The 13,786-nt window shown below is 35.4% G+C and carries 12 protein-coding genes and 1 other annotated feature; of the genes, 3 read left to right on the plus strand and 9 right to left on the minus strand.

Going from position 1 to position 13,786, the window contains the following annotated elements; genetic code table 11:
- The first annotated feature begins 54 nt into the window (after window positions 1-54).
- The 3 genes from ACYSNW_RS01060 to ACYSNW_RS01070 are packed head-to-tail and all read left to right on the plus strand — an operon-like array spanning window position 55 to window position 3,658.
- Complete coding sequence (locus tag ACYSNW_RS01060; protein ID WP_461742459.1) at window positions 55-807, plus strand: DeoR/GlpR family DNA-binding transcription regulator; 753 nt, start codon at window positions 55-57, stop codon at window positions 805-807.
- The gene (gene pfkB / locus ACYSNW_RS01065) at window positions 804-1,715 is read left to right on the plus strand and encodes a 1-phosphofructokinase (RefSeq protein ID WP_461742460.1); all 912 of its coding nucleotides are present in this window, start codon (window positions 804-806) and stop codon (window positions 1,713-1,715) included. Before ACYSNW_RS01060 ends, pfkB begins: the two co-directional genes overlap by 4 nt.
- Window positions 1,716-1,726: 11 nt before the next feature.
- On the plus strand, window positions 1,727-3,658 hold the full coding sequence (locus ACYSNW_RS01070) for a PTS fructose transporter subunit IIABC (RefSeq protein WP_461742462.1): 1,932 nt from the start codon (window positions 1,727-1,729) through the stop codon (window positions 3,656-3,658).
- Between the two features lie 65 nt (window positions 3,659-3,723).
- On the opposite strand, the gene ACYSNW_RS01075 is transcribed toward ACYSNW_RS01070, so the two are convergent.
- From ACYSNW_RS01075 to ACYSNW_RS01115, 9 genes are all read right to left on the minus strand, one after another.
- Window positions 3,724-5,064 (minus strand): hypothetical protein, encoded by a 1,341-nt coding sequence (locus ACYSNW_RS01075; protein ID WP_461742464.1) that lies wholly within the window; start codon window positions 5,062-5,064, stop codon window positions 3,724-3,726.
- A gap of 412 nt (window positions 5,065-5,476) precedes the next feature.
- Window positions 5,477-6,526 (minus strand): ureidoglycolate dehydrogenase, encoded by a 1,050-nt coding sequence (gene allD / locus ACYSNW_RS01080; RefSeq protein WP_461742465.1) that lies wholly within the window; start codon window positions 6,524-6,526, stop codon window positions 5,477-5,479.
- Window positions 6,527-6,869: 343 nt separating this feature from the next.
- Complete coding sequence (tig, locus tag ACYSNW_RS01085) at window positions 6,870-8,153, minus strand: trigger factor (RefSeq protein WP_461742466.1); 1,284 nt, start codon at window positions 8,151-8,153, stop codon at window positions 6,870-6,872.
- A gap of 182 nt (window positions 8,154-8,335) precedes the next feature.
- The gene (locus ACYSNW_RS01090; protein WP_461742467.1) at window positions 8,336-9,076 is read right to left on the minus strand and encodes a cyclase family protein; all 741 of its coding nucleotides are present in this window, start codon (window positions 9,074-9,076) and stop codon (window positions 8,336-8,338) included.
- 224 nt (window positions 9,077-9,300) lie between these two features.
- Window positions 9,301-10,011 carry a 5'-methylthioadenosine/adenosylhomocysteine nucleosidase gene (locus ACYSNW_RS01095; protein WP_461742468.1) on the minus strand — a complete coding sequence of 237 codons (711 nt, stop codon included), beginning with the start codon at window positions 10,009-10,011 and terminating at the stop codon, window positions 9,301-9,303.
- On the minus strand, window positions 10,008-10,880 hold the full coding sequence (locus ACYSNW_RS01100) for a MetQ/NlpA family ABC transporter substrate-binding protein (protein WP_461742469.1): 873 nt from the start codon (window positions 10,878-10,880) through the stop codon (window positions 10,008-10,010). The genes ACYSNW_RS01095 and ACYSNW_RS01100 overlap by 4 nt, the downstream gene beginning before the upstream one ends.
- Before the next feature lie 159 nt (window positions 10,881-11,039).
- Window positions 11,040-11,810 carry an SDR family oxidoreductase gene (locus tag ACYSNW_RS01105; RefSeq protein ID WP_461742470.1) on the minus strand — a complete coding sequence of 257 codons (771 nt, stop codon included), beginning with the start codon at window positions 11,808-11,810 and terminating at the stop codon, window positions 11,040-11,042.
- 19 nt (window positions 11,811-11,829) lie between these two features.
- On the minus strand, window positions 11,830-12,303 hold the full coding sequence (locus ACYSNW_RS01110; protein ID WP_461742471.1) for an S-ribosylhomocysteine lyase: 474 nt from the start codon (window positions 12,301-12,303) through the stop codon (window positions 11,830-11,832).
- 28 nt (window positions 12,304-12,331) lie between these two features.
- A complete protein-coding gene (locus ACYSNW_RS01115; RefSeq protein WP_461742472.1) occupies window positions 12,332-13,450 on the minus strand; it encodes a 5-methyltetrahydropteroyltriglutamate--homocysteine S-methyltransferase in 1,119 nt (372 codons plus the stop codon).
- Window positions 13,451-13,508: 58 nt separating this feature from the next.
- Window positions 13,509-13,767, minus strand: a binding site (T-box leader).
- Between the last annotated feature and the right edge of the window lie 19 nt (window positions 13,768-13,786).

Here is a 13,786-nt window from a genome sequence, read left to right on the forward strand (position 1 = left end):
GGTTGCGTATTTATTTTCTGTGTGATATTATAGTCAATGAAAAGAGGGTTGAAAATGCTTACAGAAGAAAGACATCAAATGATTTTGCACTTACTTGAACAACAATCCGTTGTCAAATCTCAGGAACTATCGACCTTACTAAACGCTTCTGAGTCAACGATTAGACGAGATTTACAAGAACTTGAGAACGCTGAACTATTGGAAAGAATTCATGGGGGAGCTAAACGAATTCTAAATTTAGGTTTCGAACAAAACATGAGTGAAAAATCAGTCAAAAACACGCAAGAAAAACAATTGATTGGTGCTTATGCAGCTAAATTCATTCATGATGGCGATGTGATTTATTTAGATGCTGGTTCAACAACCGTAGAAATTATTCCCTATCTTATAGATAAAAAAATCACAGTTGTCACAAATTCCGTTCACCACGCAGCTAAATTAGGGGACTTGAATATTGCCACGATAATTTTAGGTGGTTCCTTAAAACTTTCTACTAAAGCAATCGTCGGATCAACAAGTTTAGAACAATTAAGCCATTTCCGATTTAGCAAAGCATTTATGGGTATGAATGGCGTCCATCTAGACTATGGCTTAACTACTCCAGATCCTGAAGAAGCGGCTCTTAAAAGTTTAGCGATTAAACAATCTGATGAAGTTTATGTTTTAGTCGATCAATCAAAGTTGAATAAAATTACATTTACCAAAGTCGCTTCACTTGAAAAAATCACGATTTTAACAGATGATTGCGCACCAGAGTTATTAAAACAATTTCAGCAAAAAACAACGATTAAGGAGGTTACACAATGATTTATACAGTGACACTCAATCCATCCATCGATTTTATCGTTCATGTCGACGGATTAAAATTAGGTGATTTAAATCGCATGACCAATGATTTTAAATTACCTGGTGGTAAAGGAATCAACGTTTCGCGTATTTTAAAAAGAATCGGTACTGAATCAACAGCTTTAGGCTTCTTAGGTGGCTTTACTGGCATCTTCATTTCAGATTGGTTAAAAAACGAAGAAATTACCTCTCGTTTTACGACTGTTAGAGAAGACACTCGAATCAACATTAAATTGAAATCTGAAAGCGAAACTGAAATCAATGGTTTAGGTCCTGTTATTAGTAATGAAGAAATGCAAGAACTAAAACAAGCGTTGAGCACGATTACTTCAAATGATGTTGTCGTTCTTTCCGGTAGCACACCTGCTTCCCTTCGCGAAGGTTTTTATGAAGAATTGATTCAAATAGTTAAAGATAAACAAGCAGAATTTGTTATTGATACAACTGGTAAAGACTTACTTCACGCTTTGCCACAAAAGCCATTATTGGTTAAACCAAATAATCACGAATTAGCTGAATTATATAATGTCACTTTCCATTCGATTAAAGACATCATTCCTTATGGTAATCGCTTATTAACAGATGGTGCCCAGCATGTAATCATTTCGATGGCTGGCGATGGTGCACTGCTTTTCACTAACGATGGAGTTTATCGTTCAAATGTATTAAAACGTCCATTAAAAAATTCAGTAGGTGCTGGAGATTCGATGATTGCTGGTTTTGTAGGATCGTTTTCAAAAAATAATGATCCAGTCGAAGCATTTAAATGGGGAGTTGCTTGCGGTAGCGCAACTGCTTTCTCTGATGATTTAGCTACTAGTGACTTGATTCATGAACTAATTAATGAAGTAAAAATAGAAAAATTATAGGGGGCAAAAAAATGAACATCAAAGACTTATTAGCCAAAAATGTTATGATCATGGACCTTCAAGCGACAGATAAAAAAGGCGCCATCGATGAAATGGTTCAAAAATTGTATGACGCTGGTCGTATTTCTGATATCAATACGTACAAAGAAGGAATTTTGGCTCGCGAGGCACAAACATCTACTGGTCTTGGAGATGGTATTGCAATGCCGCATGCTAAAAATAGTGCAGTCAAAGAAGCGACAGTTTTATTTGCTAAAAGTAATAAAGGAGTCGACTATGAAGCTTTAGATGGGCAACCAACCTACTTATTCTTTATGATTGCCGCTCCAGAAGGCGCAAACGATACTCATTTACAAGCACTTGCTGCCCTTTCTCGTTTACTGATTGACCCTGACTTTGTTGCAAAATTAAAAGAAACAAAAACACCAGATGAAGTGCAAACGCTTTTCCAAACAGCTGAAAATGAAAAAGAAGCTGAAGAAAAAAGAGAACAAGAAGAAGCAGCTAAAGCAGCCACCGAAGCTTCTGAATCGAATCGTAAGTTTGTCGTAGCCGTTACAGCTTGTCCAACTGGAATTGCTCATACCTATATGGCAGAAGATTCATTGAAGAAAAAAGCCAAAGAAATGGGCATCGATATCAAAGTTGAAACAAATGGTTCAGAAGGAATCAAAAATCGTTTGACTGCTGAAGATATTGCTCGCGCTGATGGCGTAATCGTTGCAGCAGATAAAAAAGTAGCAATGGATCGTTTCGATGGTAAAGAATTAGTCAACCGTCCTGTAAGTGATGGCATCCGTAAAACGGAAGAATTGATTACACTAGCAACAAGTGGCAAAGCTCCTGTCTTCCATAGTAGCGGTTCAGATGCTCAAGAAGATGATGGTTCAGCAGAAGGTTCAATTGGTTCAAGAATCTATAAAGATTTGATGAATGGTGTTTCACATATGTTACCGTTCGTTATCGGCGGTGGGATTGCCATTGCGTTATCCTTTATGATTGATCAATTTATTGGTGTTCCTGATAGTCAGCTTAGCAGTTTAGGTTCTTACAATGAAGTCGCTAGCTGGTTTAATCAAATCGGTGGTGCTGCCTTTGGCTTTATGTTACCTGTTTTAGCCGGATATATTGCTTCAAGTATTGCTGATCGCCCTGGATTGATTGTTGGTTTCACAGCAGGTGCATTAGCAAGCACTGGTGGTGCTGGATTTTTAGGTGCTTTAGTCGGTGGTTTCTTAGCAGGTTACGTGATTGTCTTCTTGAAAAAACTTTTCAAAAGCCTACCAAAATCACTTGATGGAATCAAAACCATTCTTTTCTATCCAGTATTTGGTTTACTAATCACTGGCGGGGCCATGTTACTCATTAATATACCAATGAAAATTATCAATGACGGATTAAACAACTTCTTAATGGGTCTTGATGGAACAAATGCTGCTTTATTAGGTGCATTACTTGGTGGTATGATGGCAGTCGATTTAGGTGGTCCAATCAATAAAGCGGCTTACGTATTTGGGACAGCTTCAATTGCAGCAACGGTTACTGAAGGTGGTAGTATTATCATGGCTTCTGTAATGGCCGGTGGTATGGTTCCTCCATTGGCAATTTTTATTGCAACACTTTTATTTAAAAACAAATTTACGAAGGATCAACAAGATGCTGGTTTGACTAACTTAGTTATGGGTCTTTCATTCGTTACCGAAGGCGCTATTCCATTTGCTGCAGCGGATCCATTACGTGTGATTCCAAGTTTCGTTGTTGGTTCAGCGCTTGCTGGTGGTTTAGTCGGTGCGTTTGGTATTCGTTTACTTGCACCACATGGCGGTATCTTCGTTGCCTTACTATTAACAAATCCTATTTTATACCTATTGTTTATTGCGATTGGTTCACTAGTATCAGCAATCATCTTAGGTATTGTAAAAAAACCAGTTCCTCAACAATAAGCACTAACCAAAAAAGCGAAATACTTAAGAATCGACAGTTGATTCTTAAGTATTTCGGCTTTTTTTTAGTCCCCTTCTTCAAGGGTTTCATGGATTGATTCTAAACGACTATAGTCTAGAAAGACTACCTGTAGATGATTTCTAGCTTTCCTTAAATCAAAACGAGCAGAGTGTTCTTTTTGCGTTAAATTACTAATATTTATATCGTTTAGATTATCCTGCAATGCTTTAAAAGGAACTGCCGCCATTGCTTCTTTCGGTAAATAGAAGCGTAAAACAGAGGTAAATGTTTGATATTTTTCATCATTAATATCAATTTCCAAAAATTGACGAATATAAAACTCGTAGGCAGAAATCCCATTATCAATCGTTAAATCAGGATCTAAAACACGGTAGTTCATCATTCGTTGGTTACTTTCATCGACCCAAGGAAAATAGGCTTGCGCATTTAAAATGCCGTTTGTTCGATTTTCTACGTATTCTTTGTTTAGTGGATTATAGCTTCTAGTGACAAAATGGGTTGCTTTCTTTTTCTCTACAGGTTGAAATTGATGATTCTGGTATTGTACCGTTTGAATTGCATCTTCAGTAAAAGCATATTCAATGTAAGGAGGTCTTAAAACACCGATTCCATTGTTCCAGCCTAATTGATCAAAACCTAACTGATCTCTAAATAATCTTTGATACACTTGATTTACTTCTTTATCCCAATTGACAGGATTGGCAAATAGCGTAATTTTAATATGATTATTTTTTAATTCTTGAACAGAATGAACTTGTTGAATTTCCAGAAAAATCTGTTTAGGAATAATAGTAAAATAAGCATCTGAAAAATACATTTTCCAACAAGAAGTAAAACAAAGTCCTTTATAATATAAATCGAAACCAGCTAATTGATTACAATCTACAACTATTTCTTTACTGTCATTGTAACGTTTTGGTAATTTTTCTGTTTCTTCTGCTGTTTCGAACGTTCGTCGGTCAATTTTTTCTATATTATTATACAAATACTCATTTAGTGGTCGCATAAAGCCAAAAACACCAAAAGCTTCTATTCTAGTATCATAATAATTTTCAATCATCGCTTCATGTGCTAAGAAAACAGGTAACTGTATGATAGTTCTTTCTAAAAACCGCTTATCTACTACATGTATTTGGAATTCACCTTCTTCAGCATTTACTTTGATCCAAAGGTTTTCTTGGCGTTCCAAAGTAGCAATTTTCCGACTTATTTCGGTAACATCAAAATCTTCGACAGGCTCCTCGCCAAATCGAAAAGTTACCGGTGTTGTCACGATTCTTATAAAGAACAACCAATCTAAAAGACTGTCCTTCAATTCTTCTAAAGTAGTAGTTTCAAACTGATTCACCATATATATCTTATTTGTTTTTTCCAATTGGCTCACCTCATTTCTTATCTTAAGTATAGCTAAAAAATAGCTGAACAGCATCTTTTAAAACTCATCGGTTTAAAATCTGCTCACTTAAACAGTTAGCAACGAATGAAACATGTCTCTCCATTAATACAAACAGACTCTATTTAACCCTTTATTAACAAGCTTTCAGTTTCTTTTCATCACTCAATGGATTGCCATTTTTCACTTTTACTAGAATCGATTCATTTTAGTCCTAACGTTAGCCAAAATTTGACTTTCCATTTCTCCTAACATTTATCAATTAAAAAGATAAATAACTAACACTACATTATACCAAATTCTTTCACGATTATTCTATACTAAAAAAATAAACAAGGAACAAAACTAAGCTGCTGTTTTGTCCCTTGTTTATTTTTAATTCTACTAATTCGCTAGCTAAATTTTATTCAGCGAATTTATTTTTGTGATCATACCGATCATAATGAATATCATCACTAATCAAGTAATTATAGATATCATCTACTATTTCAATGCCTTCTTCTTCATATTTCTTCTCACGCATTCTTCCTCTTTCACCTGGATAATTCACTTCTTTAAATCCGGCACTTGGCGCCACTTCTTTCAATTCATCTAACATCGTTGAAATCGTCTGTTTAAATGTGTCTAACCCAACAAAGAATTCTGGATTAATCACAATATGCAACTGACCTAATTCTCTCCCTTTTGAAAGATCATGATACATTGAAGAAACATGTTTCCCAAACGGAACTCCTAGTAAAACACCAGATAAAATATCCACCATCATCATCAAACCATATCCTTTTGGTCCAGCGATTGGTAATAGCGCATTTACTTTTGTTGAATCAGTCGTTGGATTTCCTTGTTCGTCAACCGCCCAAGTATCAGGAATTGATTCTTTTCTAGAACGAGCATGTAAAATTTTGCCCCAAGCTTGCACGGTTGTTGCCATATCAAAAGTAATAATTCTTTCATCATTACTTGGCGCCGCAAAGGCAATAGGATTTGTTCCAAAGAATGGTTCACTACCACCGAATGGCACAACCATTGGATCAGATTGACAAACAGATAAAGCAACCATATCATTTGCTGCAGCTCTTTCTACATAATAAGCCAGTGCCCCACTATGAGAAATATTTTTAACACCAATTACAGCAACACCTGTTTCTTTCGCAATTTCGATTGCATGATCCATTGCTTTTTCTGCTGCAACAAACCCAGAACCATTATCTCCTTCAAAAACGCCACAACTTGGACCTCTTTTTTCAAAATTAAATTTAGGATCACTAGTGATTCCGCCTTTTGCAATTCGTTCAGAGTAATATTCTACACGCATAGCGCCATGGGAATGAATTCCTCTAGCATCTGCAAACGTTAAAACATCACTAACAATCGAAGCTTGATCTTCTGATAAACCTGCTTTATGGATTTTATTTTTGATTAAGTCATGTAAATCTGATTTTTTTATTCTCATTTTCATTCACCTTTTCCCTTTATTTTTAAATTTCTACTTAAATAATTCTCTCCCATCTTATAGTAAGCGTTTTCCAAAGATAATACATTAGTAGGTTCGGATAAAAAAAGAATCATTTTTTGTGCATTTTAAACATATAATCAAAATTGTTCTTTTTTTGTAAGCAAATGTTTAAAAGAAGCCGTTTGAATGAACAATATTTTTTAGTATTTTAACAAAATGACCTGAAACTTACTTTTTAGTTGTTTAATTTTCACAAAATTAATTTTGTCTCTTATTAGTATAAAAAATGACGTACCAACTTCATTTTCAAAAGTTAGTACATCATTTTTAAATCAACTAATTATTTTTCTACTGCTGATTCAGTAATCACTTCTACAGCTTTTTTCATGCTGATATCATGTTTTAACATATCTTCTGTTAAGAAACGTTTTACTTGATCAACAGGCATGTTGTATTGTTCTGATAATTCTTTAATTTCGTTATCGATTTCTTCTTGAGAAGCTTCGATTTTTTCAGCTGCAGCAACAGCTTCGATGACAAGGTTTGTTTTTGTACGAACTTCTGCTTCACCTTCGAATTGTTTGTGTAAATCAGCTTCTGTTGTACCAGTTAATTGATAGTACATTTCAGGTTCGATTCCTTGACGTTTCATGTTGTTTAAGAATTCATCCATAGAGCGGTGAACTTCATCATGAACCATTACATGTGGTAAATCAACGATTTCAGCATTGTCCACAGCTTGACGGATAGCCGCTTCGTCTTTTGCTTCTGTTGCAGCAGTTTCTTTTGCTTCAGTTAATTCGTTACGGTATTTTTCTTTTAATTCAGCTAATGTTTCAACTGAATCATCTACATCTTTCGCAAAATCATCATCTAATTCAGGTAATTCTTTTCCTTTAACTTCGTGAATTTTCACTTGGAAAACAACTGCTTGACCAGCTAAATCTTCTGCTTGATAATCTTCTGGGAAGGTTACATTTACTTCTACTTCTTCACCAGCTTTTTTACCGATTAATTGATCTTCAAAACCAGGAATAAATGAGTTAGAGCCTAATTCTAGTGAATAGTTTTCACCTTTTCCACCTTCAAAAGCCACACCATCTTTAAATCCTTCAAAATCAATAACAGCAGTATCGCCATTTTCAGCTGCTTCATCTTCTTTAATCACTAATTCAGCTTGTTTTTCTTGTTCTGTTTTCAAACGATTATCTACGTCTTCATCCGTTACTTCACGGTCTTGTTTTTCAACAGTTAGGTTTTTATACTCACCTAATTTTACTTCTGGTTTAACGGTTACTTCAGCAGTAACTACCCAATCTTCTCCTTTATTCATGCTTTCAACATCAATTTTAGGTTGAGATACTGGATCAATTCCAGATTCTTTGATTGCTGCTTCATAAACTTCTGGTAATACAGCGTTTAAAGCATCTTCATATAATGCTTCTTCACCATACATACGATTAAAAACTTGACGTGACACTTTTCCTTTACGGAATCCTGGTACATTAAGATTTTTCTTTACTTTATCAAACGCTTGTTTTAAACCTTTTTCAATTAGGGTTTGATCTACTGAAAAAGTTAACACACCATCATTGGTGCCTTTTTTTTCCCATTTTACAGACATTTGTTTCCCTCCGAGTTACTTAATTTTATACATCAATTCATGCTATGCATACCTTTAAATAGTACACTATCACTAGTTAAATGTAAACATTTTAGGTGACAAGATAGAAAATAAAAAAGGTTTTTTCTGCTATTTTTTATTTGTTTGTCGCTACATGTCATTTTTTTAAATCATAAACGCATTTATTCTGGTAAGATTGCAAAAGCTCTAACTGTAAATCCTGGTGCTTGTTGTATTTTTGGAACGCCTAAAACAATAACTGCTCCGGTTGCAGGAACTTCAGCTAAATTATTCAAGACTTCTACTTGAAACTTGTCTTGAGAAAGCCAATATCTTTCACCAATCAAATCCTTGTTTTCCGTACAACTGACTGCACTATCCGTATCTAAGGTTTCATGACCTATTGCTAAAATATTCCTTTGCTCATGCAAAAACTGTAATGCCTCTAATGACCAGCCAGGTGTGTGTGCTTGACCAAATTCGTCAAAATTATAAAAGTTTTCATGATTTCCCCACCGCTTAGACCAATCACTTGCAAAAGCTACCAAACTATCCGCTGGTAATTTTCCATATTTTGCTTCAAAATCCAAAATATCAGCGACTGTTACTTCATAATCAGAATTTTCATTAACTTCTTTTTCCTTATGTAAAACAAAAATTGGTAAGATTAATTCTTTTAAAGAAAGCTCTTCTAAAAAACGTTTTCCCGCAGAGAAATGAACAGGAGCATCAATATGTGTACCATATTGAGAAACCAACTGATATTCTTTAGCTAAAAAACCATCGTCATCAACGGTAAACAGAGTTCTTTCCTTTAATGGTTTAAATGAAGAGAAATAAGGAATTTCCGCTGAAACATTATGTGTTAAATCCAACCATTTTTTTGATTTTAAAATTGCTAAACATTCTACTATTGTTGTCAATTCGATCGACTCCTTTTTAATTTGCTTGGCTATTATTCTATATTAAACCCTTTTGGAATTCGCCGTAGTTCTTTTTTCTAAACAGCTTTCTACTTTGCTCATTAAAACTTAGCCTAACTTTAATCATATTATTTTATTATACGCTTAAATCGAAACGTAATAAATCTCAAAAAAACTCGTACACACTTCATATGAAAGGTACGAGGTTCTTTGCTGAATCATTTTTAGTTACTTCCATTACGTATCAACTGATCAACAAGATTTTTGGTTTGTTCAAAGGCATGCAACGCTGCAGTATCAATATTTTGATCAAATGAATCAGCCGCATCTTGACCAGCTATATCTGAAATGCCACGAATATTCAGCACTGGAATCTTATAAAAATGGGCGACTTGTGCTAAAGCTGTACATTCCATATCAGATGCCAATACACCTGGAAATTGCTGTTTAATGAATTCAACTAATTTTTTCTCACTCATAAATGAATCAGAAGTTACAATCAATCCACTATGCAGCTTATAATTAGTTGGTGAAGAAAGCAAATCAAAATACATCGTACTATTTTCTACTAAATAGTGACTAGGCATTTGCGGTACTTGTCCATAAATATAATCAAAACCAGTCGCATCAACATCACTATAGGTCAACGATGTCGCAAAAACAACATCTCCAATTGTAAGTTGCTCAGAAAAACCGCCAGCCGAGCCTGTATTAATAATCAAATCTGGATGATAGGATTCACAAAGTAAACTAGCGGCGGCAGCAGCATTTGCTTTTCCAATTCCTGTTTCTACTATATATATTGACGTTTTTTTCTCTACAAAAGTAATCTCTTCAATAATCGTTTTCCCTCGTTCAACAAGACGATTCACTTTATATTGCTTACGAAAAGGAGCCAATTCTTCTTTCATCGCTGCTGCGACTGCGATTTTCATTGAACATCCTCCCACAATTTTTTGATATCTTCTTGTACATCAACCTTCGTTCCACCAAAATGCTCTTCGATATAGTCTTTCACTTCTTGACTATGATAAAGCGCACTTAATTTTTGTAACTCTTCATCATTCTCACGCTCTTTTTTAGCAACAAGAACATTTATACTCAACTTGGTATTATCATCAATTTCTTCTTTATAAATAGCATCTTTCAGAACATTTAAGCCACCTTCAAAAGCAATCGTATTACTAATTAAAGCTAAATCAACATCTTGCAAAATTCTGGGGCCTGTTGTATCATCAATCAATTTGAATTCTAAATTTTTAGGATTTTCAACAATATCTGATGGGGTTCCCGTGCCACCATCAAAATCAGCTGATAGTTTGATTAAACCTGCTGATTCAAGCAAACGTAAACCTCGTGCTGTATTCGCTGGATTGTCGGCTAAAGCGACTAAAGCACCGTCTTTTACTTCATCAATTGATTGATATTTATCGGAATAAATTCCCATTGGTTCCATATAAGTTGTTGCGATTGGAACCAGTTCTTCTTGACTATCTTTATTAAAGCTTAATAGGTATCCTAACGATTGAAAGGCATTAACATCTGCTTGCCCTTCAACTGTAGCATTATTCAACTGTGGACCACCAGTTATTTCTTTGACTTCAATCTCTAATCCCGCCTTTTTGGTAGCCTCTGAATCAGCAATAAATTTCCAAATTTGGGCATCACTATCCGCCGAAGCAATCACAATTTTTTTTGATCCTACTTCTGCTTCCTTTGCCGTTGTCTCCTTCTTCGCCTGATTACCACAACCTGCTAAAAGGAGTAAACCTAAAATCACCAGAATCCCGAATTTCTTTTTCATACAATCCTCCTATTTCTATACATTCTCTAAACAAATAAAAATAGTTGCAAATCTGCTAAAACTTAAGTCTAACTAAAATCAATTATAATCGTTGAATTTTCCTATATTTTTAATGAAACTATCCACCGCTATTTTTCCAAACTTTTCTTAGTATTCAGGCTAGTGCATCGTCATGCCGCCTGTTACATTAATCGCTTGTCCAGTTAAATAAGCTGCCAGTGAACTAGCTAAAAACAAAACCACGTTTGCTACATCTTGAGGTTGCCCTGTCCGTCCAAGTGGCACTTGAGAAGCATCTTCTTTAGCGATTTCATCAGCTGTCAATCCTCGTAATTTTCCGCCTTCCACTCGTTCACGCCATTTCATTTCCGTTTCAATGATTCCTGGGCAAACGGCGTTAACCAAAATTTGATCTTGGGCAACTTCTAAAGCTAAATTTTTTGTCAATCCCAAAACAGCATGCTTTGAAGCAACGTAAGTGGACATCCCACGATACGCATTTTTCCCCGCTTGTGAGGCAATAATAATCACTCGCCCTGCTTTTTTTTCCTGCTTCATTTCATAAACAAGATACTTGCAAGCAAGATAAACGCCTCTAGTATTGACTGAAAAAACGTTATCAAAATCGGTTGTCTGGCTTTCTATGAAAAAATCCATTGTAGAAATTCCAGCTGAATGAACGAGTACATCTGGTATCAAGCTTCGTTCTTTCAATATTTTTACAAGCTCTTGAATAGATGCTTCTTGGCTTAAATCAACAAATAATTGATAGTTATTTTCAGCTAGTTGCGTAAACTGCTTTGAATACTGGATATCTGCATCAATCACGATTGCTTCTTGTTCGATAAATGTTTCCCGAATTGCTGCGCCGATTCCTTTGGCACCGCCAATAACAAGTACAACCTTTTGTTTTAATTCTGGAAATTTCACACCCTTCACTTCCACTTCTCTAAACGATTTGTCGTTCAAATGCGTCCGTACTGATTCCTTGTGCTAAAACCAAAGCTGCCCATTCTTTAGCAGAAAACAACGAATGGTCTTTATAATTCCCACAACTTTTAGCATCTGTACCTTGTACATCTGACCACTGCGTATCCTCAACAATTTGAGTTAAGGTTTCCTTCAATGCTTGTGCGACTTCTTGAGCTGAATGCTGACCCCAGACGATTAAATGAAACCCTGTCCGACAACCAAATGGCGAAATATCGATAATTCCAGATAAACGGTCACGTAATAAATCCGCAAATAAATGTTCTAATGTATGGATTGCTGCCGTCGGAATCTCCGCTTGATTTGGTTGCACCAAACGAAGATCATAATTGGTAATTTCATCTCCTTTTGGACCGATTTCTGTTGTTATTACACGAACATAAGGTGCTACTACTTTATTGTGATCCAAGGTAAAACTTTCTACTTCTGCCATTTTTATTTCCCTCTTTCTTCACTCACTTTTATTTTGTACCCCAAACCTCATTTGCTACATCAACTACTAAACGCAGTTTTGCCCACTGATCCTCTTCTGTTAAAATATTCCCTTCTTCCGTTGAAGCAAAACCACATTGTGGACTTAAACTTAATCGTTCAAGCGGAACATATTGACTCGCCTCATTAATACGAGCAATCAACGTTTCTTTATCCTCTAATTTTCCATCCTTACTAGTTACCAACCCTAAAACTACTTGTTTATTTTCTGGAACAAAACGTAAAGGTTCAAAATTCCCAGAACGATCATCATCAAACTCTAAAAAGAAGGCTTCTACTTCTTCGTGTCCTAATAAGGTATTTGCAACGGGTTCATACCCACCAGAAGTTGCCCAAGTAGAATGATAGTTGCCGCGACAAACATGTGTTGTAATATGCAGATCCTCTGGTAAATCAACTAATGCATCATTATTTAAACGTAAATAGAAATCTTGGATTGCTTGTGTATCATATTCCCCATTGGTCATTGTTTTCCAGAAACTCTTATCAACTAACATTCCCCATGTACAATCGTCCAATTTAATATCTCGACAACCTAAATCATACAAAGCCAAAATTGTTTCTCGATAAGCTGTGGCGATATCTTGGTATAATTCTTCTCTATCTGGATAAAATTCATCGACCTTTTCTTCGTTTGCCCCACGAACCAATTCTGCAAATAATTGTGCAGGTGCTGGAATACTTTGACGAACAGGCAACCCATCCGCAAGTTCAGTTAAAAATTTATATTCCTCAAACACTGGATGGTTTGGATTGAAACGAATCTTTCCAGATAAACGAGCCGAATCTGCACGCGTCTCTTCACCATGAAACAAGTACCCTTGATCCATCACATTATGCTCTACTCCGTTAAATCCCCAAAAGAAATCTAAATGCCAATAACTACGACGAAACTCCCCATCACTAATAAATTTCAAACCAATTTCTTTTTGTTTTTCAACTAATTCTCGAATCGCTTGATCTTCTATCGTTTTTAATTCATCCGCCGAAATAACTCCTGCGGCAAAATCTTCTCTTGCTTGCTTTAGTTCCTCTGGGCGTAAAAAACTTCCTACAATTTCAAAATGGTGCGCTGCTGATTGACACATAATGGATAGCCTCCTCAAATTTTAAATAAAAAAAATCCTTAGAACAGTCTAAGACTATTCTAAGGATGTAATAAACTTACATGGTACCACCTTAATTCACAAAAATCATTTGATTTTTGCCTCTGTTCCAATACGCTGTTTGCACGTAATATTGGGATTTTTGTTAACGAGTATCACCCCGTGTACCTCTAAAATAAATTGTCGAAGTACCCACTCAAAAGCCATTTTCAAATTCGTTTTCTTTCACCTTTTTTCAGCTACCAAGGCTCTCTGTTAGAAATGCCACAGAATTTTACTTTCTTTATCAACGTGTTTTTTATTAATTTTTAATTATAA

The sequence above is a fragment of the Enterococcus sp. LJL99 genome, from assembly GCF_054871725.1.

Coding starts and splice junctions, on each gene's coding strand:
- ACYSNW_RS01060 (WP_461742459.1), top strand. CDS start 55: ATGCTTACAGAAGAAAGACATCAAATGATTTTGCACTTACTTGAACAA.
- pfkB (WP_461742460.1), top strand. CDS start 804: ATGATTTATACAGTGACACTCAATCCATCCATCGATTTTATCGTTCAT.
- ACYSNW_RS01070 (WP_461742462.1), top strand. CDS start 1,727: ATGAACATCAAAGACTTATTAGCCAAAAATGTTATGATCATGGACCTT.
- allD (WP_461742465.1), bottom strand. CDS start 6,526: ATGAGAATAAAAAAATCAGATTTACATGACTTAATCAAAAATAAAATC.
- tig (WP_461742466.1), bottom strand. CDS start 8,153: ATGTCTGTAAAATGGGAAAAAAAAGGCACCAATGATGGTGTGTTAACT.
- ACYSNW_RS01095 (WP_461742468.1), bottom strand. CDS start 10,011: ATGAAAATCGCAGTCGCAGCAGCGATGAAAGAAGAATTGGCTCCTTTT.
- ACYSNW_RS01100 (WP_461742469.1), bottom strand. CDS start 10,880: ATGAAAAAGAAATTCGGGATTCTGGTGATTTTAGGTTTACTCCTTTTA.
- ACYSNW_RS01110 (WP_461742471.1), bottom strand. CDS start 12,303: ATGGCAGAAGTAGAAAGTTTTACCTTGGATCACAATAAAGTAGTAGCA.
- ACYSNW_RS01115 (WP_461742472.1), bottom strand. CDS start 13,450: ATGTGTCAATCAGCAGCGCACCATTTTGAAATTGTAGGAAGTTTTTTA.